The sequence below is a fragment of the Pseudoalteromonas sp. TP27 genome, assembly GCF_056470645.1.
Genome location: NZ_JARDAK010000001.1, coordinates 452,330 through 475,222, shown reverse-complemented (window position 1 = coordinate 475,222; position 22,893 = coordinate 452,330). Strand labels below are relative to the sequence as shown.

At 39.6% G+C, this 22,893-nt stretch carries 20 protein-coding genes and 4 tRNA genes; 9 read left to right on the top strand and 15 right to left on the bottom strand.

Going from position 1 to position 22,893, the window contains the following annotated elements; translation table 11 throughout:
* Positions 1 to 10: 10 nt before the first annotated feature.
* The 11 genes from PX700_RS02120 to PX700_RS02070 form a co-directional block, all read right to left on the bottom strand.
* Entirely contained in the window at positions 11 to 709 is a 699-nt protein-coding gene (locus tag PX700_RS02120) for an electron transport complex subunit E (RefSeq protein ID WP_415638387.1), read from the bottom strand.
* Positions 706 to 1,347 (bottom strand): electron transport complex subunit RsxG, encoded by a 642-nt coding sequence (gene rsxG, locus PX700_RS02115; RefSeq protein WP_479519712.1) that lies wholly within the window; start codon positions 1,345 to 1,347, stop codon positions 706 to 708. The genes PX700_RS02120 and rsxG overlap by 4 nt, the downstream gene beginning before the upstream one ends.
* A complete protein-coding gene (gene rsxD / locus PX700_RS02110) occupies positions 1,344 to 2,402 on the bottom strand; it encodes an electron transport complex subunit RsxD (RefSeq protein WP_415638389.1) in 1,059 nt (352 codons plus the stop codon). The genes rsxG and rsxD overlap by 4 nt, the downstream gene beginning before the upstream one ends.
* Positions 2,399 to 4,807, bottom strand: coding sequence for an electron transport complex subunit RsxC (gene rsxC, locus PX700_RS02105; RefSeq protein WP_415638390.1), 2,409 nt, complete (start codon positions 4,805 to 4,807; stop codon positions 2,399 to 2,401). Before rsxC ends, rsxD begins: the two co-directional genes overlap by 4 nt.
* An 8-nt stretch (positions 4,808 to 4,815) precedes the next feature.
* Entirely contained in the window at positions 4,816 to 5,370 is a 555-nt protein-coding gene (gene rsxB, locus PX700_RS02100; RefSeq protein WP_002960333.1) for an electron transport complex subunit RsxB, read from the bottom strand.
* A 1-nt stretch (position 5,371) separates the two neighbouring features.
* Positions 5,372 to 5,953: an electron transport complex subunit RsxA gene (rsxA, locus tag PX700_RS02095; RefSeq protein ID WP_008134172.1), complete on the bottom strand. Its 582-nt coding sequence runs from the start codon at positions 5,951 to 5,953 to the stop codon at positions 5,372 to 5,374.
* Positions 5,954 to 6,160: 207 nt separating this feature from the next.
* Positions 6,161 to 8,104, bottom strand: a complete 1,944-nt coding sequence (locus PX700_RS02090) for an EAL domain-containing protein (RefSeq protein ID WP_479519711.1) — start codon at positions 8,102 to 8,104, stop codon at positions 6,161 to 6,163.
* 149 nt (positions 8,105 to 8,253) lie between these two features.
* Positions 8,254 to 8,330, bottom strand: a tRNA-Asn gene (locus PX700_RS02085).
* A gap of 29 nt (positions 8,331 to 8,359) precedes the next feature.
* Positions 8,360 to 8,436, bottom strand: a tRNA-Asn gene (locus PX700_RS02080).
* A 21-nt stretch (positions 8,437 to 8,457) separates the two neighbouring features.
* A tRNA-Asn gene (locus PX700_RS02075) sits at positions 8,458 to 8,534 on the bottom strand.
* Between the two features lie 21 nt (positions 8,535 to 8,555).
* Positions 8,556 to 8,632: transfer RNA gene (locus PX700_RS02070), tRNA-Asn, on the bottom strand.
* A gap of 1,043 nt (positions 8,633 to 9,675) precedes the next feature.
* Between PX700_RS02070 and PX700_RS02065 the strand changes: the two genes are divergently transcribed.
* From PX700_RS02065 to PX700_RS02045, 5 genes are all read left to right on the top strand, one after another.
* Positions 9,676 to 11,055, top strand: a complete 1,380-nt coding sequence (locus tag PX700_RS02065; protein WP_415638393.1) for an MATE family efflux transporter — start codon at positions 9,676 to 9,678, stop codon at positions 11,053 to 11,055.
* Positions 11,052 to 13,046 (top strand): excinuclease ABC subunit UvrB, encoded by a 1,995-nt coding sequence (uvrB, locus tag PX700_RS02060; RefSeq protein WP_479519710.1) that lies wholly within the window; start codon positions 11,052 to 11,054, stop codon positions 13,044 to 13,046. Before PX700_RS02065 ends, uvrB begins: the two co-directional genes overlap by 4 nt.
* A gap of 2 nt (positions 13,047 to 13,048) precedes the next feature.
* On the top strand, positions 13,049 to 13,987 hold the full coding sequence (locus tag PX700_RS02055; protein ID WP_479519709.1) for a class I SAM-dependent methyltransferase: 939 nt from the start codon (positions 13,049 to 13,051) through the stop codon (positions 13,985 to 13,987).
* Complete coding sequence (locus tag PX700_RS02050; protein ID WP_479519708.1) at positions 13,988 to 14,668, top strand: tRNA (adenine(22)-N(1))-methyltransferase TrmK; 681 nt, start codon at positions 13,988 to 13,990, stop codon at positions 14,666 to 14,668.
* A 101-nt stretch (positions 14,669 to 14,769) separates the two neighbouring features.
* Positions 14,770 to 15,792 carry a hypothetical protein gene (locus PX700_RS02045; RefSeq protein ID WP_479519707.1) on the top strand — a complete coding sequence of 341 codons (1,023 nt, stop codon included), beginning with the start codon at positions 14,770 to 14,772 and terminating at the stop codon, positions 15,790 to 15,792.
* A 4-nt stretch (positions 15,793 to 15,796) separates the two neighbouring features.
* Here PX700_RS02045 and PX700_RS02040 read toward each other — a convergent pair whose 3' ends face one another.
* Complete coding sequence (locus tag PX700_RS02040) at positions 15,797 to 16,039, bottom strand: hypothetical protein (RefSeq protein WP_010553668.1); 243 nt, start codon at positions 16,037 to 16,039, stop codon at positions 15,797 to 15,799.
* A gap of 198 nt (positions 16,040 to 16,237) precedes the next feature.
* On the opposite strand from PX700_RS02040, the gene PX700_RS02035 reads away from it, so the two are divergent.
* A complete protein-coding gene (locus PX700_RS02035; protein WP_479519706.1) occupies positions 16,238 to 16,687 on the top strand; it encodes a methyltransferase family protein in 450 nt (149 codons plus the stop codon).
* An 86-nt stretch (positions 16,688 to 16,773) separates the two neighbouring features.
* Here PX700_RS02035 and queC read toward each other — a convergent pair whose 3' ends face one another.
* Positions 16,774 to 17,430 (bottom strand): 7-cyano-7-deazaguanine synthase QueC, encoded by a 657-nt coding sequence (gene queC, locus PX700_RS02030; protein WP_165740065.1) that lies wholly within the window; start codon positions 17,428 to 17,430, stop codon positions 16,774 to 16,776.
* 145 nt (positions 17,431 to 17,575) lie between these two features.
* Here queC and queE point away from each other — a divergent pair, with 145 nt between their 5' ends.
* Together queE and PX700_RS02020 are read left to right on the top strand one after the other, a co-directional pair.
* Positions 17,576 to 18,241: a 7-carboxy-7-deazaguanine synthase QueE gene (gene queE / locus PX700_RS02025; RefSeq protein ID WP_415638432.1), complete on the top strand. Its 666-nt coding sequence runs from the start codon at positions 17,576 to 17,578 to the stop codon at positions 18,239 to 18,241.
* 240 nt (positions 18,242 to 18,481) lie between these two features.
* The gene (locus PX700_RS02020) at positions 18,482 to 19,225 is read left to right on the top strand and encodes a class I SAM-dependent DNA methyltransferase (RefSeq protein ID WP_479519705.1); all 744 of its coding nucleotides are present in this window, start codon (positions 18,482 to 18,484) and stop codon (positions 19,223 to 19,225) included.
* 136 nt (positions 19,226 to 19,361) lie between these two features.
* On the opposite strand, the gene PX700_RS02015 is transcribed toward PX700_RS02020, so the two are convergent.
* Both PX700_RS02015 and PX700_RS02010 read right to left on the bottom strand, forming a co-directional pair.
* Positions 19,362 to 19,916, bottom strand: coding sequence for a hypothetical protein (locus PX700_RS02015; RefSeq protein ID WP_479519704.1), 555 nt, complete (start codon positions 19,914 to 19,916; stop codon positions 19,362 to 19,364).
* Positions 19,910 to 20,842, bottom strand: coding sequence for a hypothetical protein (locus PX700_RS02010; protein ID WP_479519703.1), 933 nt, complete (start codon positions 20,840 to 20,842; stop codon positions 19,910 to 19,912). Before PX700_RS02010 ends, PX700_RS02015 begins: the two co-directional genes overlap by 7 nt.
* Positions 20,843 to 21,304: 462 nt before the next feature.
* Here PX700_RS02010 and PX700_RS02005 point away from each other — a divergent pair, with 462 nt between their 5' ends.
* Entirely contained in the window at positions 21,305 to 22,702 is a 1,398-nt protein-coding gene (locus PX700_RS02005) for an IS4 family transposase (protein ID WP_479519702.1), read from the top strand.
* The last annotated feature ends 191 nt before the right edge of the window (positions 22,703 to 22,893 follow it).

Below are 22,893 nucleotides of genomic sequence, written 5' to 3'. Positions count from 1 at the left end.
CGTTTTCCCCTTAAGTTAAGCTAGTAACGCGTGCGCGAGGGCCTTTTTCTGCCTCTGGCGGTGCAATTTGTTTTGATTTTATTTGTGCGTCAATTACGTTTTTAGCGGCAATAAGTAATCCAAGGCCTAAAAAGGCACCCGGTGGTAAAATGGCGAGTAAAAATTGGTTATCAAAGTTAAATACTTCTATGCGTAAACTTTGTGCCCATGGACCAAGTAATAAGTCGGCACCGTCAAATAAAGTACCTTGACCAATTAGTTCGCGCATTGCGCCTAAAACAACAAGCACAATCATAAAGCCTAAGCCCATCATTAAGCCGTCAAATGCTGATAAATGAACAGGATTTTTAGAGGCGTATGCTTCGGCGCGGCCAATAATGGCGCAGTTAGTTACAATCAACGGGATAAAAATTCCCAATGATTGATATAAACCAAAGGTATAAGCGTTCATCAGTAATTGAACAATGGTTACAAAGCCCGCGATGATCATGACAAATACAGGTATACGAATATCTTTTGGCACCCAGTTACGTACAATTGATACGGTAACATTAGAGCCTATTAGTACGAGTAAGGTTGCTAAGCCTAAACCTAAGGCATTTGTAACAGTTGATGTAACGGCAAGTAACGGACATAAACCTAACAGCTGCACAAGTGCAGGGTTATTTACCCATATACCGTCTTTATATAATGTTTTTAACTCACTCATTTAGTTACCTCTACACATTCACCATTAGGCGCTGCAAAAATATCATCAAAATTAGTTTGTGCGAACAATACGGCGTTTTTAACCGAACCCACAACAGCACGAGGCGTTATGGTTGCACCAGTAAATTGATCAAACTGGCCGCCATCTTTTTTTACGGCCCAACGAGCGTCGTCTTCACCTTCAACTGTTAAGCTTTTAAATGTTGTGATCCAAAGTGATTTTTTAACTTCGACTTTGTCGCCTAAACCAGGGGTTTCTTCGTGTTTAGTAGTACGAACGCCAGCAATAGTGCCATCGCTCAATACGGCTGTTAATAAGTTAATATCGCCACTGTAACCGTTGGGCGTAACATGCCTAATAACAACAGCGACCGGTTTATTGTTTTTACGAGCACGATAAATTACTTGGTCTGCGTGTGGGCCTAGCTTTTCGTCAGTAATAATTACGCAATCTTGTGATAATTGATTGTCGTAAGATTTTGGGTCGAGTACCTCTTGTAGTTGCGCAGTAAGTTGCAGCTGTTCTTGCTCTGCAATTTTATCAGCAGTAAGTGCGTTGATAGAGGCAACTAAACCCGTAGTTACCAGCGCAAAGGCCGTTAAAATGGCGCCGTTTTTGGCCATTGAAGAAATAATCATTTTACTGCCCCATGACCGTAAGTTCTCGGCTGTGTGTAGTAGTCAATTAGCGGTACTGCAATATTAATCAATAATACGCTAAAGGCGATGGCATCAGGGTAGCCACCAAAGGTGCGAATTAAATAAATCAATAAGCCAATTAGCGCGCCATAAATTAAGCGCCCTTTATTGGTGGTTGCTGCAGATACCGGATCGGTTGCTATAAAAAAGGCCCCCATCATAGTGGCACCACTTAATAAGTGAAATAGGGTGCCGGGCTCCGTACCTGGTGCTGCAATATAACCAATAGCACTACATACAGCTAAACTTGCGATAAAACTTACGGGAATATGCCAGTTAATTATTTTTGCTTTTAATAAGTATAAACCACCGGCTAAAAAGCCTAAGTTAACCCACACCCAACCAAGTCCAGCCCATTCGTTAAATAATGGCTTTTGCATGCTTTCGGTAACGGTTAAACCGTGTGCTATGTCTGTTTTAACAGTATCCAGTGGTGTTGCCATTGTTAGGCCATCAACTCCTGCACGTACTTGATCTAGACTAAACCCAGAGGCCGTAAAATCGGTAAATATGAGTCTTAGCTGTTCTGCAAAGCCTATTGGCGTATTTATTAAATCGGTGACAGGCAGCCACGCGGTCATTTGCACAGGGAACGAAACTAACAGCAGTACATAAGCCGCCATTGCTGGATTAAATAAATTAAACCCAAGGCCGCCATAAAGCTGTTTAACTATAACAATAGAAAATAAACAGCCAATAACGATTATCCACCAAGGGGCAAGGGGCGGAATACTCAATGCCAATAACATACCAGTAAGCCATGCACTGCCATCACTCAGTGTAGGCCAAACAGGGCGCTTTCGCATTAGCATTATGGCAGCTTCAAAAGCGCTTACAGCAACGAGCGCGAGCACCAGTTGAATAAGTACACCGGTTCCAAAAAAGAAAACTTGAGCAATTAGCCCAGGAATACAAGCAGCTATAACCGTGAGCATTAATCGCGTTAACGATTTATGGCTGTGATTATGCGGCGAACTGGCCATGGTTAATTTCATGACTGATTATTTCCTTCTTTTTGTAACTTTTTAGCTTTTGCTCTCGCAATTGCAGCAGCCACGGCGGCTTTTTTCTTATCGTCGGCTGATTTAGGTTTATCTGCTTCAGTAGAATTTGATGAGTCATCGGTGTTACTTTCTGCACTATTAGGTGCAGCACTATCAATTTGTAGCTCTTGAGTTTGTTCGGCTTGTGCAAGTGCTTTAGCCGCTTTTTTGGTTTTTGCGCGCGCAATGGCCGCAGCTACCGCTGCTTTTTTATCATCAACGGGGGCCGCGCTTTGTGGCGCTTCACTCACGGTTTGCTCGGCTTCTTCTAATGCTTTAGCTTCTTTTTTAGCTTTTGCACGAGCAATGGCCGCCGCTACGGCTGCTTTTTTGTCATCAGCAGGCGTATCGCTTTGTGGTTCTTCACTTACGGTTTGCTCGGCTTCTTCTAGTGCTTTAGCTTCTTTTTTAGCTTTCGCACGAGCAACGGCCGCCGCTACCGCTGCTTTTTTATCATCAACAGGGGCATCGCTTTGTGGCTCTTCACTCACTGCTTGTGCCGCTTTTTTAGCTTTAGCACGTGCAATGGCTGCCGCTACTGCTGCTTTTTTATCATCAACTGGGGCATCGTTCTGTGGCTCTTCACTCACTGCTTGTGCTGCCTTTTTGGCTTTAGCACGCGCAATGGCTGCCGCTACTGCTGATTTTTTATCATCAACGGGTGCAGTATCGGTTGATACCTCTGTTTGAGATTTTTGTTCTTTATACAGTCGAGCTTGTTCTTTACGTAGTGCGCGCTCTTTTGCTACTTCGCTGTTATCAGGCTCTAACTCTTCGCCTTGTTGCTTTTTAGCTTTAGCGCGTGCAATAGCGGCAGCAACCGCTGATTTTTCATCGCCGTTATCTGATTTGTTCTTAACTCGGGCGAGAGCATCGGCCACTTTTTGCTTTTCGTCGTCTGATTTAGCGGCAGGTTTACGCTTATGACGATTTTTACGTTCTTCTTGCTCACGCTCTAGGCGCTCTTTGCGTGCATCAAAACGCTCTTTTGCTCTGTCGGCTTTAATTTTGTCAGCTTGTTGTTCTTTAATTTCAACTTTGGCTATACGGTAGTACTGCACAAGAGGGATTTCGCTTGGGCACACATATGCACAAGCACCACATTCAATACAGTCAAATAAATTGTGCTCTTGTAGTTTGTCGTACTCTTTTGATTTAGCAAACCATTGTAATTGCTGTGGCAATAAAGAAGCCGGGCAAGCATCAGCACAAGCGCTACAACGTATACAGGCTTTTTCAGGGCCGGGCTCTGCAAGCTCTTTATGATCAGGCGCTAAAATACAGTTAGTTGTTTTAACTATACCAATACGAACTGTGGGTAGCGTAAAGCCCATCATAGGGCCGCCCATTACAACACTTTGTTGCGGTACAGGCGAAAAACCTTGGCAATCAAGTAAGTGCTTTATTTCAGTGCCAAGGAGCGCCCATACATTCCCTGGATTATGTATAGTGTTACCTGTTACGGTAACTACACGTTCAATCAGTGGTTTACCTTCATAAACGGCTTGCTGTACGGCAAATAAAGTACCCGTGTTATGCACTAAAATACCAATATCAGCAGGAATACCAATGCTGGGAACTTCACGGTTAGTAAGTAATTTAATTAATTGCTTTTCACCACCCGATGGATAAATAGTGGGAACCGTTTGAATAATAATTTTTGAGTTATGCTCAGCTGCCAGCTTCATAGCAGCAATGGCTTCAGGCTTATTATCTTCTATACCCACAATGCACAGTGTTGGGTTTAAAAGCTGCTGCATTATTTCAATGCCTTGGATAACTTCTTTTGCGTGTTCGCGCATTAAAACGTCATCGGCAGTAATATAAGGTTCGCACTCAACGGCATTTACAATCAAAAATTCGATAGGTTGCTTGGTATCCGCTTTCACATAAGTAGGAAAACCAGCACCACCCATACCGCTAATACCGGCTTGGTGAATAATATTTATCAGCTCATCATGACTAAGTTCAGCAGGGCTTTTATTTTTATTTAGAGCTGTCCATTCGTCTTTGCCATCTGGTTCAATAATAACACTTAGTTCAGGTAGAGCCGAAGGATGTGCCGATGGCATTGGTGCTATATCGGTAATAACACCAGAACTTGGCGCATGCACAGGTACCGACCAGTTAGCAGCAGGCGCTGTAAGTGGTTGGCCTTTTAATACGTGTTGACCTTTTTCTACCAGTAACTTGCCATTTGCGCCTATGTGTTGTTTAAGCGCAACAATAAGTTTATCGGGCAACGGTAGGCGAGTAATACTCGCACTATTAGAGAGTGACTTTTGTTGTGGTGGGTGTATGCCGCCAGGAAATGCCCACACGGTGCCTTTTTTTATTTGTTCAAGTAACTTGTCCACTCAAACCTCTAATCTATTTGTGTAACAGGAATAGCATCTAGTTGCCATTTCCAGTTTTGTTTAGTTTCGGCTACAGGTAGCATATCAATGCAATCTACAGGACAAGGCTCAACACATAAGTCGCAGCCGGTACATTCATCAATTAACACCGTATGCATTTGGCGAGTCGCGCCTAAAATAGCGTCAACAGGGCAGGCCTGAATACATTTGGTACAACCAATACATTCATCTTCGCGAATATAAGCCACTGTTTTTATAGGTTCTGCTTGCTCGCCGCCAGCAAGTGGTTTTTCATCAACCCCCATTAAGCCGGCAAGCTTTTTCATGGTTGATTCGCCGCCCGGTGGGCATTTATTTATTTCATCACCATTGGCAATTGCTTCGGCGTATGGGCGACAACCTGGGTAGCCACATTGTCCGCATTGAGTTTGCGGCAAAATAGTATCAATTTGTTCAACAATAGGGTTGCCTTCAACACGAAAGCGTATTGCTGCAAATCCTAAAATAAGTCCAAAAACGAGTGCTAGCGAGCCAATCGCTATCAAGGCATAAAACAAGGTCATATTAAAACTTCACTAATCCAGTAAAACCCATAAACGCCATCGACATTAAGCCAGCGGTGATCATTGCAATGGAGGCACCTTTAAAAGGCGTAGGAACATCAGCCGCCGCTAAACGCTCTCGTAGCGCTGCAAACAATACAAGCACCAAAGAAAAACCAACTGCAGCACCAAAACCATAAACTGCAGATTGTAAAAACGAATGATCTTCTTTGATATTTAATAGAGCAACACCTAATACCGCACAGTTAGTGGTGATCAGCGGTAAAAATATGCCTAGTAAACGATATAGGGTAGGGCTTGTTTTACGCACAACCATTTCGGTAAATTGCACTACAACGGCAATCACTAAAATAAAGCTCATGGTACGTAAAAATTCGATATCCAGAGGGATTAAAATATATTGATTAACTAAATAGCTAGTCACCGAGGCAAGAGTAAGCACAAACGTGGTTGCCAAAGACATACCAATCGCCGTATCAAGCTTACCTGATACGCCCATAAACGGACATAAGCCTAAAAATTGTACTAATACAAAGTTATTAACTAGAACGGTTCCAATCAATAACAAGACATATTCTGTCATGTGTGCCTCACGCTATTAAAGTCCTGCGTATTATCCTTTTTTCTGCCCCGATAAACAACATTTGCGAGTCGTTATCAGTTAAATAAACGCGAGGACAAACATATTGATCACAAGGCTGTAAAATTAATGTGATTTTGATGTAAGGATAAAATAGTAGAAACAAAAAAAGAGCAACGAATGCTCTTTTTTGTATTAATTAAAAACTAATTAAATGTCTTTAGGTTTTTCTATGTAATAACCTTGAACGCCATCTAAACACAAGGTTTCTATAATGTGCTTTTCTTCTTGGCTCTCAACACCTTCAGCAAATACGCTAACACCTATACGGTGGGCTAAATCGACCATTAAACGCATAAAGTACTGATTGTTTTTATCATCTTCTAGGCCGCGAGTGTAACTTGCATCCATTTTAATAAAGTCAGGTTTTAAATCGCGGAAAAACTTAAATGAGGTTAAACCAACACCAAAGCGTTCAACTGTAACGCGGGCGCCTACGCGGTGCACCATATCAATAAAGCGCTTACTGGCTTTAATATTTTTTTGTAAGCCAAATTCACTTACTTCAAAAATAAGTTTAGAGGCGATGTGCATGTCTTTTAATAAACGGCGCTCTAACCAAATAACAAACTGATCGTTATGTGCACTTGAGGCTGTGACATTTAAGCCAAAATATTTTTCAGATAAGTTGCGACTTTTCACTTTTTCAAGGGAAGAGTCAATAATTAGGCGGTCAATTTCGATTGCCATATCTAGCTTTTCAGCCATCGCTAAAAAAGAGGCTGTAGGGAGAACTTGATTGTCTTCTGTTTTAAATCGCACTTGTATTTCAGCATAGGCTTTTATGTTTTTACCTAATGGCATAATACTTTGCATAACTAAGTGTACGCGTTTTGATTCAATAACCTCGTTAATAACTTTACGCCAATTTTGATTACCAAATCCAGCACTTACGTTGTTTAATAAGTCGCTTTCACGCTGTACGTGCCAAGCATTTACTTGTTTTGATTGCGCCATGCTCATCGCGTTATCAACAACAGAAAGCAGTTCACCTAAAGGTTTGCCTTTCTCGTAACCTACGATACCGGTGTTAGCAACAGAGCTTAATTCTTGGTTTTGTTGGAATTGAGTAAAACGCGATTGCAAATTTTCACCAAAACGTTCTGCTTCTTTTAAAGGGATGTGAGGAAGTACTACAGCAAAGTCAGAGCTATTTAATCTAAATATTTGGCTGCCAGTGTATGTGCCACTTATATGCTTAATAATATCGGCAACGCCTTTAACGTATTCGTCACCTTTTTGATAACCACGGCTCTGGTTTATAGCCTGTAATTCGCTACAACGAACCATAGCTAAAGAACCAAATGTACTTTGTTCACTGTTTTCAATGTTTTTTTCGTAATACTCAACAAACATATTACGATTGCCAAACGAGGTCACTACATCTTTATACGCTTCATGTTTAATACTCATAGCTGCGCTTTGTAAGTCTTCGTTTTTACTTTTTAAAAAGTGAGATAAACGATTAAAGCTAGGGACTAAATCTTTGCCCATTTTTTTTAGTTTAGTGCCATCTAATGCTGCACCTAAATCATTATCAGCTTGATTTTGATTGATATAAATATCGATAATATCGGCAACGGTTATGCTTATATTTTTATTTAAACGATAAAAAATAGATTGCATTAGAATTACTGGAATAATAACTAAAATAGCAGAGATAAAAAGAACAATAAAAAGAGATGTTTGAAGCGGAGCTGCTAAATGTTCAATGTTAAGTACAAATTCGACTCTTATATCTTTAGCATCATTTACTGCAAACTGAGGGCGTACTGAGTTAAAGCTCGCTAGTACAAAATCAGCAAACATTGGTAATTGGGTAGGGGGGTTAATGCTAAATACCTCAGCATCTTGATAATCCCTTAAAGTAAAGTTTGAAAACGTTTTACCATCTGCAATGGATTGTTTTAAATTTTGAGCAGAAATTTCGCTTAAAGAGAGGTCACTAATGTATTTATTTACAGTGTTTTGTGCATTTTTTTGTGCATCGCTTACTGCGTTATCAAAGCCTATAGATATAAAGTAACTTCCTGCTGCTACACACAATAGCCAAGAAATAATTTGAATAAAAATAAATTTTTTAAATCCAGCCATTTTTTCAGTCTTTTAATAGTTCAAAAGGAAAGGAGTTAAGTCCCTGATTAATAAACTAAGTTACAGTATATTAGTAATAAAAATAATATTTTAGTTATGTATGAGAGGGTAATGGAATTAGTATAGGATGTCTATGAAATTCTTAGAGTTGGCTCCCCCTCCCCGACTCGAACGGGGGACCTGCGGATTAACAGTCCGTCGCTCTAACCAACTGAGCTAAGGGGGAACTAAAGTAGTGATATTATTATGATGATTTGGCTCCCCCTCCCCGACTCGAACGGGGGACCTGCGGATTAACAGTCCGTCGCTCTAACCAACTGAGCTAAGGGGGAACTACATCATAAACATAAACTTGGCTCCCCCTCCCCGACTCGAACGGGGGACCTGCGGATTAACAGTCCGTCGCTCTAACCAACTGAGCTAAGGGGGAATCGTTTATGGTTGAAAAACTTGGCTCCCCCTCCCCGACTCGAACGGGGGACCTGCGGATTAACAGTCCGTCGCTCTAACCAACTGAGCTAAGGGGGAAGCGTCTTGCCTTTCAACGGGGCGAAATATTAATGATGGAGCCGCTAAGTGTCAACATATAAAAGTCATAAATTGAAAAAAGAGGTTTATTCGTTGTTTTTGTGTTCGATCTGCGTGTTTTGTAGCTCTATTAAAGTTATTTTTATGAAAATTTAAGAACACCAATGTGACTTTTATTATTGTTGAGTCTTTAAATTGGTTAAATTAAATACGCTATTAAAGTCACTTGTAATTAAAAATCAGCCCAAAAACATAAAAACTCATTTTTTTCCTAGTGGGTATTCTTCGCATTTATTTACTTTTTTGCTTTAAATTTCTAAAAAATTACTTCTGTGAATATTCACAGAAGTATTTTTTACCCTTAATTGTGATCTAATCACTATTTATAAATAGGGTATTTATTTTCTGCGTTCAAAAATAGAACAATCAATAACTTAACTTTGTCTTAAACGTTTTTTGTTTACCAACGTACAACTATGTTAAGAAGAAAAACCGGTGAGCTACAATTTTTAGTGTGAATTTATAAAAATGCCACAATTCGCGAATGGTGGATTGGTTGATCCGTAGCTAAAATTGCGAGTCTCTCAAAGCCTTTATAAATGCGGGTTTGAATGAGTTATCCACGGTTTCTGTGGATAACTCTGTTTATGAAACTTTAAGAACACCATTGGCACCACTGGTCTAGGGTGCTGCAACGATTTCAAGCTTTTAAATCATTATTTTTAATCGCTTATAAAACAGTGGGTTATGTTTTAATGGCGAGCGAGTGTAACTCGATGAGGGAATTTTTTCATAACGATAAAGTAAGCTATCGATTTGTGTGAAAAATCACCAGATAACATAGAGGGTTTGTAATAAAAGTTACAATAATGTGTCTTAATTTCTTTTTAAGCTGTTTAGGCTCTGTTTTAACAAAAAGGTGCGAAAACTACGTTTTCGAATCATTAGTTACTTTGTTACACCAATAGTGGTGATAAATCCGTGGCTTGAACTGCCTTGATGCTTTAAAATGATCCGTTCAGTAAAAGAGGCCTATTTATTTTATGCGTGCAATTTCAAAATCTCAGACTCGCCCAGATTTACTAAACGATCCCATTTTGCCTACATTAAAGACGATGACCATCCCGATGATATTCGGCATGATCACGCTAATGATGTTCAATATTGTCGATACCTTCTTTATAAGCTTACTTGGCACCGAGCCACTTGCTGCTGTGAGCTTTACGTTTCCGGTTACTTTTACCGTTATTAGCTTAGCAATAGGACTGGGTATTGGCACATCTGCGGTTATTGCTAAAGCACTCGGTAGTAATAAAATTGATGAAGCACGCTTTGATGCCAGCATTTCTTTAATGGTTGGTGTGGTTTTAGTTATTGTGTTGTCGTCGGTTGGGTATTTAATGATTGACCCAATATTTACTTTACTCGGAGCGGGCGCACAAGTATTACCGTTAATACATGAATACATGAATGTATGGTTTATTGGTAGCTTATTTTTAGTAACCCCCATGATTGGTAATTCGGTACTGCGCGCCAGTGGTGATACAAAAACGCCAAGTATAGTGATGGGCGGAGCAGGGCTTATAAACGCGATACTTGACCCAATTTTGATATTTGGGTTTGGGCCAATACCTGCCTTAGGTATTCAAGGTGCAGCCATAGCAAGTGTTATTGCATGGGCAGTCGCAGTAATTATTATTTTGTATATATTAATGTTTAAAAAGCGTTTGTTGAGCCTAAAAGCGGGCAAGCAAACGGTTGTTGGTGCTATTCGTAAAATATTAAAGATTGGTTTACCTGCAGCAGGTGCAAACATGCTTACACCGGTTGCAATGGCCGTAATGACCGCTATAGTTGCGCACCACGGCCCAGAGGCTGTAGCCGCATTTGGGGTAGGCAGTCGTATAGAATCTATTGCAAGTATATTAGTGCTTGCGCTATCTATGACCTTACCACCATTTGTGAGCCAAAATTTTGGGGCTGGCAAATTGTGCCGCGTTAAAGAAGCGTACACAGGCACACTAAAATTTGTAATGGTATGGCAATTTGCCATTTACGTATTACTCATTGCATTTTCAGGTGTTATAAGCCAATTATTTGGTAAAGAACAAGCGGTAATAGATATAATTAAGCTCTTTATTTATACCATCCCGTTAAGCTATGGCTTACAAGGGGTGATCATATTATCAAACTCATCGTTTAATGCTTTACACAAACCAATGTACGCACTGGTATTAAGTGTCATTCGGTTATTCATATTTTATGTACCATTTGCTTATGTAGGCAATGAAATAGCCGGATTATTAGGGCTATTTATTGGCGCTGCTTTAGGCAACTTATTTACAGCAATAGTGGCGTATAAATGGTTTATGAAAAAACTAGAAACGTTGAGCGGCGAATCGTTACAGGAGTGCAATAATTGAGCGACCATTTTCAGTTAAAATCACATTTTGAACCAGCAGGCGATCAGCCCACAGCGATTAAACAGCTGTGCGAAGGATTAGAGGCAGGCCTTGCACATCAAACTTTATTAGGTGCCACTGGTACAGGTAAAACGTTTACCATGGCTAATATTATTAACGACTTAAACCGTCCAACAATAATAATGGCGCACAATAAAACGCTTGCCGCGCAGCTATACGGCGAGATGAAAGAGTTTTTCCCTAAAAATGCGGTTGAGTATTTTGTATCGTATTACGATTACTACCAGCCAGAAGCCTATGTTGTATCAAGCGACACCTTTATTGAAAAAGATGCCTCAATAAACGAGCACATAGAGCAAATGCGTTTAAGTGCGACCAAAGCACTGCTTGAACGCCGCGACACCATTATTGTGGCGTCGGTATCGGCTATTTATGGTTTGGGCGACCCTAAGTCATACATGAAAATGATGCTGCTTTTAAAAGTGGGCGAAAAAGTAGATCAACGCGACATGCTACGACGCCTTGCCGAAATACAATATACGCGTAACGACATAGATTTTAGCCGTGGTACGTATCGTGTACGCGGTGAAGTGGTTGATATATTTCCTGCAGAATCTAGCACCTTCGCAATTCGCGTAGAAATGTTTGATGACGAAATAGAACGCTTAAGTATTTTTGACCCGCTTACTGGCGCCGTCGAGAAGCATATAATACGCACCACTATTTATCCTAAAACACACTATGTTACCCCGCGTGAGAAAATACTCGGGGCTATCGATAAAATACAAGAAGAACTAAAAGATCGAAGAGCGCAGTTACTCAGTGCTAATAAATTAGTAGAAGAGCAGCGTGTAACTCAGCGTACGCAATACGATATAGAAATGATGCGAGAGCTAGGTTATTGCTCTGGTATAGAAAACTACAGCCGCTATTTATCGGGCCGTACGCCAGGCGATCCACCGCCTACCTTACTTGATTATCTCCCAGACGACGCATTGATGATTATTGATGAATCGCATGTAACCGTATCGCAAATTGGTGCAATGTATAAAGGCGACAGAAGCCGTAAAGAAAACTTAGTTGAGTATGGCTTCAGAATGCCCTCTGCAATGGATAACAGGCCGCTGCGCTTTGAAGAATTTGAAGCTATTTCACCACAAACAATTTATGTATCGGCAACACCTGGTGATTTTGAATTAGAGCGTTGTGTGGGCGCAATTGCAGAGCAAGTAATTCGTCCAACAGGGCTGCTTGACCCACTTATTGAAGTGCGCCCAGTAGGCGATCAGGTTGATGATTTACTTTCAGAAATTTATAAAAGTGTAGAGAAGGGTGAACGCGTACTTGTAACTACACTTACCAAACGTATGTCTGAGGATTTAACCGATTACTTAAGTGAGCACGACGTAAAAGTGCGTTACCTACATTCAGACATAGACACGGTTGAACGGGTTGAAATTATTCGTGATTTACGTGCGGGTGTGTTTGATGTGTTAGTGGGCATTAACTTACTTCGAGAAGGTCTAGATATGCCAGAAGTGGCGCTTGTAGCCATACTTGATGCCGATAAGGAAGGCTTTTTACGCTCGGCGCGTTCAATTATTCAAACCATTGGTCGTGCAGCACGTCACTTAGATGGCCGCGCTATTTTGTACGGTGATAAAATTACAAAATCGATGGCTAAGGCCATGGACGAAACAGCGCGCCGACGCGAAATTCAGCATGCTTATAATATTGAACACGGTATAGAACCGCATTCACTAGCCAAAAAGATTCTTGATGCGATGGATGTAGGCGAAGAAGCCGGCCCTAAAGATAACCTTAGACTTGTTCGTAAAGACTCTAAAAAGGTACTTAGCGCCAAAGAAATTACCGTACAAATTAAGCAGCTTGAAACCAAAATGCATGCATACGCAAGCGACTTAGAATTTGAAAAAGCGGGCTCTGTTCGCGATGAAATACACGAACTACAACAACAGTTGATTAATTAAAAATGACAGCAAACTTTACTCCTCTTATTACTGCGCTTGACGATGCGCCAATTTTAAAAAATGAACTGTGCCGTGTTTTTCATGGCCGAGGCCACAGTGTTGAGGCGTTGAGCCATATAAATTTAGACTTTTATCCGCCCAGTTTGTTTTTGGTTTCGTACGACGAAATTGACGAGCAAACACTAACCGAGCTTACCGATGTTGTGTGGCAGTGGGCGCAAGCAAACCAGCCAGAACTTATTACGTCACTTGTTTATCAGCAACGCGCTGGCGTACAAAGCCAAAACACCGTGGTTTATGGGCAATTACCTAACCCGCATGTTGTAACCGAAAACGGCATTCGTTTTTTGGTTGATTTACAGAGCCGTCAAAATACCGGAATATTTCCAGATATGCGCAGCGGCCGTGAGTTTGTAATGGCTAACAGCAAGCATGGCAAAGTGCTTAATTTGTTTTCGTATACGTGTGGGTTTTCGCTTGCAGCAATGCAAGGCGGGGCAGATCATGTAATGAACATGGATATGAGCAAAGGGGTGCTAAAAGTCGGCAAGCAAAACCATCAACTAAATGGTTTTGAGCGCGGCGTCAGTTTTTTACCTCACGATATTTTAAAGTCGTTTGGAAAACTAAAAAAAGCCGCCCCGTTTGACTTAATAATAGTTGATCCGCCAAGCTTTCAAAAAGGCAGTTTTATTTTAACTAAAGACTACCAAAAAGTGCTGCGCAGGTTGCCAGAGCTACTTTGCGACACAACACAATTGTTATTGTGTGCTAATAGCCCAGAGCTTAGTGAAGACGCGTTTAAAGCATTAATAAACGAGCACACCGAAGGCGCCATTGAATTTGTTGAGCGCCTAGCCCCTACCGAACGCTTTATTGAAGTAGACAGCGACAGAAGCTTAAAAGCCCTTATTTACAAAACGTCACAACCTGCTGATTAAATGAAGCTTAGTAAACGCCTAACTGCCATTGATATATTAATTTCGCAGCATCACGATATTATTTGGGATTGCTGCTGCGACCATGGTTATTTAGGCATGGCGCTATTAAAACGCGCAGCTGCAAACCAAGTCATATTTGTGGATATAGTCGCCACTTTAATGAGCGACCTAGAAGCGCAATTATCATCGATTAATAAATTACAAAAAAACTGTAATAAAAAACCACAGTGGCAGGTCTTATGTCAGGATGTAGGCAAAATTGAAATTGCTCAAAGTAAAAGCCAAGCAGTTGTAATAGCAGGTGTTGGCGGTGAGCTGTTGTTAAGTTTAATACAACAAATTATTGCTAATAACGCAGTGGAACATTTAAATAATGTTCGGTTTATATTATGCCCAGTGCATCACACTTATAAGTTGCGAGTCGGTTTAAAGCAATTAGGTTTAGGGCTTGTAAGTGAGCAAATAGTTTACGACAACAAACGTTTTTATGAAGTGATTGAAGTGAGCTTTAGTAGCAATAATGAGATTAGTCATACCGGCAATAATATGTGGGATTTTACTTGTGCAGAGCACGGTATTTACCAACGGCAACTCATAAATCATTATAATAAAATGCTCAATAAAGATAAGCCATACTATCAAAAAGTCATAACAGACTATCAAGGACTCACCGATAATTAAAAAAGCCCGAAAGTAGGGCGTACATGTGATCTAATTACGACATTGACGACGTAATGTGTTCATAGTTTATATCGCACAACGCGAGTTTATTTGGTTTATTTATGTCAGATAACAAGAGTCACATAGAACATTTGCTTAGTAATGAGCAAAAATGGCAACACAGTTACGAGCAACCTATTTCTTATGCACCCCTTGTGCAATTGGCTAATAGTAGCTGGGTAGTACCACAACATTTTTTACGTTACAAGCACACGCTTGAAAGCGTAAACGAAGTACTTGAGAGTATTGAGTTTTCGGCTCACTTTAGAGTGCTTGCTGCACAAAAAGGTGACGAAATTTACCTGCAAGTAGCAGTGCTCAGCCCCGACAACTATCAAAAAAGTGCATCTGCAAATGAAGCCAAAGCTAAAAAACTGTTATTTGGTAGACGCTGGATAATAGAGCCAAACTTACCTACTTCAGAGCTTATTCAAACTGCATTTTTAGCGTTAAAAGTAGCGCGTGAACATGAAGTAAGAGAGCTATTTCAGTTAATGCAAAGCGGCGCAACAAGCACGCCATTTAATAACCACCACGACTTACCTGTTATGGCGCAAAACCCTGAGCTTGTTAAAAGCGAAAGTGCAAAAAGCCGTGTTGATGAAGTGCTTAAACGCATTGTATTTGCAGGAAAAAGTATTGAGCTTAAAAGCCAGCAGCAAATAGCCGAGCAACATTTATATACCGTTGAGCTTTTATGCGGGGTTTGCCAACTTAGCGAGTTTAATAACAAAAGTATTTCGTTTTTAACAGCAGACTCATCTGCTAATAGCTTTTTACACGCCTTAATTGCGACATTGGTAGCTACAAGTAATGACTACGTAGACGAGCAATTTAAGTACAAAGGTTTTGCCCGCTTTAGTAAACACGTTGCGGTTGAACAAATAGGTAACTTAAGTATCGCTATGCGCTCACCAAGTACCGTAGGGCTGTGCTCTATGGGTAAGCAACATGCTAACAAGTTAAACTTTGAGATAGACAGCGGGCGAGCACCACAGGGCTGCGGGCAAGCTATTGGTGGCTTTTTAGCTGCACATGGTATTGAGCAGCCAGAAAACGCGCATTTATATCCAAATTATTTATAACAATTTAAAGCTTATTAATTTCATCTTTAACATTAAAGCTTGAATCAGTAACAATAGCTTCAAGTGTTTGTACACGTTCTTTTAATGCAAGCACTTGTGCGTTTGTTTCAGCTAATTGTTTATGAGCATCGCTGTTGTTGTTTTGCATTTTATGCTTAAACTCAAGATGCTTTTTGTACATATCGTAAACCACTCCTGAGCCAACCGAAATTAGCACAATAAGTACAATCATCGTAGTTCCAGACATAATCTCATTCCTTATCATTTTATTATTCGTTTATGGTTAAAGTATAACCTTTAAGCGCTTTTGACAAAGCTGACAATTGTAACTTAATTTGTATACTTTATTTAAGTTCAGCTTTGAGCGTGTTCATCATTTATACACTTTAGATATTGTTTAATGGCTACTATAATAAACATACTTTAGTCAATACAGTGAGTTGCCATGTTAAATAATAAAATACCTCCCGTTATTGTTGTGCTGTTTTTTGCAGGCATAATGGCGCTTATTGCGCATTACAGTGTTATTGATTTCACCGCATTTATTACCTACTTAGCAGCAAGTTTGGTCATTATAGGGTGTGTTTTTTGTATTGCAGGTGTGGCGAGCTTTAAACTAGCAAACACCACAGTAAACCCTAATAAACCAGAGCAAGCGTCAAAACTTATTACTAGCGGCATTTATAAAATCTCACGTAATCCTATGTATGTGGGTTTTGCATTTATTTTAGCAGGGTGGGGTATTTGGTTAAGTTCCTTGTGGGCACTTTTATGTATTATAGGGTTTATTGCGTATTTAACGTTGTTTCAAATAATACCTGAGGAGCGTGCGCTCACTAAATTATTTGGCGAAGAGTTTACCGCTTATAAAGCGCGGGTAAAACGCTGGTTGTAATCTCTACGTTAAATTAAACAAACAAAAAAGGCTATCGATGATAGCCTTTTTTGTTTACAGCAATTGTATTACTAATTAATTGCTGCTTATTCGTATTCTAACGGGTCTGTAATGTTATTTAGTGCAAATGCTTCAAGGCGTTCTTGGCACGCGCCACATTTACCACAGGCCTTTTCACGGCCGTTATAACAAGTCCACGTTTGGCTGTAATCTAAACCCATTTCAATACCGTCGGTTAAAATACCAATTTTAGTATTGTTTAAGTATGGGCTAAAAATTTCTACAGCGTCGTAGTTAGCAATACGACACACATCATCCATTTTTTGCACAAATTCAGGACGGCAGTCAGGGTAAATAGCATGATCCCCAGAGTGAGCGCCGTAATAAACTTGGCCAGCTTTAAGTGATACCGCGTAACCAACAGCAAGCGAGAGCAAAATCATATTACGATTAGGTACAATCGTACTTTTCATGCTTTCTTCTTCGTAATGGCCTTCAGGGACTTCAATATCATCAGTAAGTGATGAGCCACCAATAAGTTGGTTAATCGCCGAAATATCAACAATTTTATGCGGAACGTTTAATTTTTCACACACACTTGCTGCCACTTTAAGCTCTTTTACATGACGCTGACCATAGTCAAATGATAGGGCATACACATCATGGCCTTGTTGCAGGGCTTTATTTAATACGGTAAATGAGTCCATACCGCCGGAATAAATAACAACTACTTTTTGCGTCATATCTGTTTTGCTCTTAGTTTTAATAGAGGTTTATATCAGGGCGCGATATACTACACGGCCGCAGCTTAAATAACAATTTTTGCACAGCGCTTTTTGGTTTTTTAATAGTAGCAATTTGGCTGCTAGGTAGTAAGTGAGATCTCTTTTGTACAAAATTAATGAAGTGTTTGAAACCATTCAAGGTGAAGCAAGTTTTACTGGCACACCCTCAATATTTTTGCGCCTGCAAGGCTGCCCAGTAGGTTGCTCTTGGTGCGACACTAAGCAAACGTGGGATGTTGATAACGTATATAAAGTATCGCTGGACGAAACCGTAGAAAAAAAAGCCGACTCAGATCATTGGGCTAACGCCAGCGCAGAGCAAATTTTAGCGTTGTTTAAATCGCGTGGTTATACCGCAAAGCATGTAGTTATTACTGGCGGCGAGCCATGTATGTTCGATTTAAACCCAGTATGTAACTTATTACACGAACACGGTTTTAGCACACAAATAGAAACCAGCGGCACGTTTGAAATACTTGCCCCAGAGCAAACATGGGTTACGGTATCGCCAAAAATCAACATGCGCGGCGGTTATGAAGTACTTACCAGCACCATGAAGCGTGCAAACGAAATTAAACACCCCGTTGCTATGCAAAAGCACGTAGAAGAGTTAGAAGAGTTATTTGCTAAAACAGGCGTTAATCCAAAGCTTGTTTACTTACAGCCAATTAGCCAAAAAGTATCAGCAACCAAATTAGCAATCGACACCTGTATTGCCAAAAACTGGCGCCTATCAATACAAGTACATAAGTATTTAGGAATTAGTTAAAGCGCAGTTTAAAGTTATAGTACGTAGGTTGGGTAGAGCGTAGCGAAACCCAACGAATCTCCACTTCCACACCGTTTTATAACAACGTTCTATAATATTTAAATACGTAGGTCGTGTACTTAGCTCGGATAAGCGAAGCGCCATCCGACAAACCTAAAGCTCATATCTTCTTCGCTAATAGCCGTAACTAGTTTACTATGCGCGACTTAAAAATATTTTACTACTTACCACTAGGCTTATATGTCCGCAAATGCGCTTTACACCGACCTTTCTGATTACTACGATTTAATGTGCGCAGATATAGATTATCAAGCCCAAAGCAATTCTATTCACAGGCTGCACCAAATTTTTGGCAATGGCGGAAATGCCCATCTCGATTTAGCGTGTGGCACCGGCCCGCATGTACGCCATTTTATAGATAACGGTTACCAAAGTAGTGGTCTTGATTTAAACCAGCCAATGCTTGATAAAGCAAAAATTCGCTGCCCAGAAGCGCAGTTTTCGTTGCAAAACATGAGCGAATTTAAAGTCACAGAGCACTTGGATTTAATTACCTGCTTTTTGTATTCACTGCATTACTGCGACGGTATTGATAAGTTAAAAGAATGCCTGGCTAGCGTACACAGTGCATTAAATACAGGTGGAATATTTTGCTTTAACGCCGTTGATAAAAACAAAATCGACAGCGATTCATTTGTAGAGCACACCGCAACAAGTGAAAATAGCTTATTCACATTTCGATCTGGCTGGCACTACAGTGGCACAGGCAATAAACAGCTGTTAAAACTCAACATAGAAAAAACCACCGCAGACAAAACACTCGTATGGCACGATGAGCACCCAATGGTCGCTTTTAGTTATACCGAGCTTAAAGAAGCCCTAAAGACGTACTTCGAAATTCACATATTTGAACATGACTACGACAAAATAACCCCATGGGCACAGCGCTCAGGCAACGCCATTTTTGTCTGCGTAAAAATTTAAGACAAAACACGTAGATATCATCTCTTCTGACCAGCCTCAAGCTTTCTTTAAACAGCTTGGGGCTGTGACTCTTCGCAACACCAAAACAGATGTGTGTTACTTTCTTATTGCAATTGTTTGAGTAAAAGCTTAGTAATTAGTCTTTATTAAGGTACTCAGCTACCTCAAGTACTTGCTCATGAGTTCCTGTAGGTAAAAGTCTGTCTACATCGTAGTCGTAGCATAAATACTCTTCTTTACTCCACACTGAAGACGTTTTGCTTCCAACTAAAAGCTTACTGCCACTTGTGCACTGGGTATAACCATTAGCGCGAGCTGCAATTTGCCAAGTAACATAATTCGCAATAAGCGTTACTATTGAAACAACTAGCATTACACCAACAGCTAACCCTAATTTCTTTTTTAAACTGTCAAAAAAAGGTTTCTCTGTTAAGTCCAATAAAACATCAGAAATACCTATCAACACAGCTAAACACATTACAGCCCAAGCAGGAAAAATAAGAATATCAACACTCGATGAGACAATTACAGGGTAATCACTGTATGGATATAGTAGCCCTTGTATTATTTCATTGAGTACATAAGACGCCATAAACCATGTAGCTAAAATAGTAAGGGCTATTGCGATAACTAACGCAATTAAAAAAGTAGCGTCGATATTACTAAATCGTTGTTTTAAACTTTTTACCATGGGTTAACTAACTCATTTATAAAACCATTCAACTCTTTTTTTACTTTAATCTTAACGGATTTCACTATTGATTCAGAAGTAACTAAATAGACTCTATGAAGCTCTTCTCCGATATTTATTGAAGCTCTTCTCATAAATTCTTTTTCTCTTTGTTCTAAGTATTTTATTAATGATTCGGTAATTTTAAGTCTTATATCTGCTTTATTTAATAAGATACTAATACCAACTCCCACAATAATACCAGCACCTATTGCTACTACAGCAATTGCTGCCTTAGCTACAAATAAACCAAAGAGAATCCCTCCTAAGGCACCTAAAACAGCTTTAACGATATCGGTACTCGTTGTCGCCAACCAGTTTGTCCAACGATAATCCTCTTCAAATAGCCAATTAATACTATTTAGAGTTACAGAAAAAAATACTGAAATATAAAACCCGCTTTTGGCTCCTTGCTTCAAAGCCTCTTTACCCACACCAACATTTACTACTTGTGTATTATTAGCGAGATACCTTGTTCCTTTTAGAATAGTTCTGACTTTGTGGTTACCTTTAAAAACGATATATTTCTTTCCATTGCGGGTAGTGCTCTCGTATTTACCAAGGAGGTTTCCTGAACGCTTAAAGTCGTTTACTATAGCCAGAAATGAAGGTGTATCTTTTATTGCAGAACCAAATGTAGCAGCACTTGCTAGTGAGATTTGAGCAATAGATAAACCTGTAACTTCTGCAAGATACTGTTCAATTTCCGCTTGAGATTTTCCACGCGCAGCCTGAACTGCCACCCATAGTTTAAAAAACTCTTCATGAGTAAGTACAAAAATATCTGTTTGGTATTTATTAAAGTCACTTTCTAGATTTGAGCGCAGCTTATCTCTTTTGATACTTGGGTGATTATGAGGTCGATGATTCAAAAACGGACCTGGCATGTATTTTATCCTTAACTCGTTAATTTAATCCTTTAATTTAAGTCCATTATAAGAGAAATGTTACCTAAAACAACCCCAATAGATAATTTTAAATAACCAAAAATTGAACTATCCTTGCGGCATATATCGTTATCCAACTATAGCTATATGCTTATAACCAAGAACCAAAGGGGGCAAATCTTGCCAGATTCAAGGTCAAAGTGCACCATCTTTACTAAACTATAAGTTCAGGAGGTGTGCCATGGGTACCCAATATTCACATTTATCTAACTTTGAACGTTGTCGTTTATTTGAGTGGGCTGTAGCCATACCAAACAAGGTGAATAGGGTCAGGTCTGAATGGCACTGCATTAAGCGATAACCATATGAATATAAACATTAAAAAATTAAAAATACAGAAGAAGCAGTCAGAAAAATTATATAATTGATTCACCACAAACCAATATAATAGATCCTGACTGCATGAATTATTTTATCACTGAATCCCCTCAAAACGCATTAAAAAACACCCCTAATTTTATTGATTCAGATTTTCTAAATATTTTAAAATCAGATCACATCGCATCGATTATTGAACGCAATATTCCTGCGTATCGTGAACGGATTTTTACGCCAACGGTAACCCTCGCAATGTTTATTAAACAGGCGCTAAATTTTGACCGTTCATGTGTAAGTGTGGTTAATGATTTCATTATTGATAACATTAATGAACTACCAAGGAACATCAGTAAATCAACAGGTCCTTTTTGTCGTAGTCGACAAAAATTACCTTTGAAACTTATTAAGGAATTAGTGCATTACACTGGGAGTGCTATCACAGAAAAAATACATAATAGAAGTGATATTGAGGGAAATATTTACTTAATTGACGGCACAACTTTTACGCTTCCTGACACGATTAAAAATCAAGAAAAATATCCGCAGCAGTTCGCTCAAAAAGCAGGTCTAGGATTTCCAATTTGTCGCTCATTAGGTATTTTTTGCTTAGAAAGTGGGGCTATTATTAATGCAGAAATTGCCCCTTACAAAGGGAAAGGAGCAAGTGAGCATTCAATGCTGAGAGCTATATTAAATACATTCAAAAAAGGCGATTTAATCATAGGCGATGCACTCTACAGCAGTTATTGGTTGTTGGCCTATTTACAACGTAACGGTATAAATGGGGTTTTTCAGCAAAATGGGGCTAGGGCTAAAAAAAATGATTTTAGAACAGGTAAAACAATGGATAAATGTGATCATATTGTAGGTTATGATCGACCACAAAGACCAGAGTGGATGACGATTGAACAATATCAATCCACGCCCAAAACAATTGAAGTTAGGGAATTAAAAGTAAAACACAAAATTATTGTGACGACCTTATTTGAAGCAGAGAAACATAGTAAAAGCGATATTGCTAAGCTATACCAAAGTAGGTGGAATATTGAAGTTGATTTCAGAAATTTGAAGACAACAATGGGCATGTCGGAGCTTAGTTGTAAGTCCCCTGAAATGTGTGAAAAAGAAATATGGGTCTATTTTTTGGCTAATAATATAATTCGAATCTTAATGGCGCAAACAGCTAAAAAATTTAAACTAAAGATCAGGGGAATTAGCTTTAAGAACACGTTACAAGTTTGGAACTCTGTCACTTCAAAATTTAAAAATGCGATGATGATCATTGAAGACTTTTTGTTTTTAATTGCAGGTCATCAAGTAGGGAAAAGACCTGGTAGACTGGAGCCCCGAGCAATAAAACGAAGAGCTTCAGCCTATTCATTGTTAATGGTGCCAAGACATGTAGCTAGAGCTATGATATTGAAAAATGGTCACCCGGCAAAGCAGAGGAAAAATACTGGAGTAAAGGGAGGAAAAGCTTAATGCAGTGCCATTCGGGTCAGGTCTTGCATTTTGCCTTTATGTAATTAGTGGCAAAAAACAAGACCTGCCCCCGATAGTTTGATAACCCGCATAATATATTTGAAAACGTAGGTCGGATAAGCGAAGCGCCATCCGACACCCTAACGTATTTGAGTTTTGGCGAATATAAACAGCTAATTAATTGCGATGTA

Coding starts and splice junctions, on each gene's coding strand:
- PX700_RS02120 (WP_415638387.1), bottom strand. CDS start 709: ATGAGTGAGTTAAAAACATTATATAAAGACGGTATATGGGTAAATAAC.
- rsxG (WP_479519712.1), bottom strand. CDS start 1,347: ATGATTATTTCTTCAATGGCCAAAAACGGCGCCATTTTAACGGCCTTT.
- rsxD (WP_415638389.1), bottom strand. CDS start 2,402: ATGAAATTAACCATGGCCAGTTCGCCGCATAATCACAGCCATAAATCG.
- rsxB (WP_002960333.1), bottom strand. CDS start 5,370: ATGACCTTGTTTTATGCCTTGATAGCGATTGGCTCGCTAGCACTCGTT.
- rsxA (WP_008134172.1), bottom strand. CDS start 5,953: ATGACAGAATATGTCTTGTTATTGATTGGAACCGTTCTAGTTAATAAC.
- PX700_RS02090 (WP_479519711.1), bottom strand. CDS start 8,104: ATGGCTGGATTTAAAAAATTTATTTTTATTCAAATTATTTCTTGGCTA.
- PX700_RS02065 (WP_415638393.1), top strand. CDS start 9,676: ATGCGTGCAATTTCAAAATCTCAGACTCGCCCAGATTTACTAAACGAT.
- PX700_RS02055 (WP_479519709.1), top strand. CDS start 13,049: ATGACAGCAAACTTTACTCCTCTTATTACTGCGCTTGACGATGCGCCA.
- PX700_RS02050 (WP_479519708.1), top strand. CDS start 13,988: ATGAAGCTTAGTAAACGCCTAACTGCCATTGATATATTAATTTCGCAG.
- PX700_RS02045 (WP_479519707.1), top strand. CDS start 14,770: ATGTCAGATAACAAGAGTCACATAGAACATTTGCTTAGTAATGAGCAA.
- PX700_RS02040 (WP_010553668.1), bottom strand. CDS start 16,039: ATGTCTGGAACTACGATGATTGTACTTATTGTGCTAATTTCGGTTGGC.
- PX700_RS02035 (WP_479519706.1), top strand. CDS start 16,238: ATGTTAAATAATAAAATACCTCCCGTTATTGTTGTGCTGTTTTTTGCA.
- queC (WP_165740065.1), bottom strand. CDS start 17,430: ATGACGCAAAAAGTAGTTGTTATTTATTCCGGCGGTATGGACTCATTT.
- PX700_RS02020 (WP_479519705.1), top strand. CDS start 18,482: ATGTCCGCAAATGCGCTTTACACCGACCTTTCTGATTACTACGATTTA.
- PX700_RS02015 (WP_479519704.1), bottom strand. CDS start 19,916: ATGGTAAAAAGTTTAAAACAACGATTTAGTAATATCGACGCTACTTTT.
- PX700_RS02010 (WP_479519703.1), bottom strand. CDS start 20,842: ATGCCAGGTCCGTTTTTGAATCATCGACCTCATAATCACCCAAGTATC.
- PX700_RS02005 (WP_479519702.1), top strand. CDS start 21,305: ATGAATTATTTTATCACTGAATCCCCTCAAAACGCATTAAAAAACACC.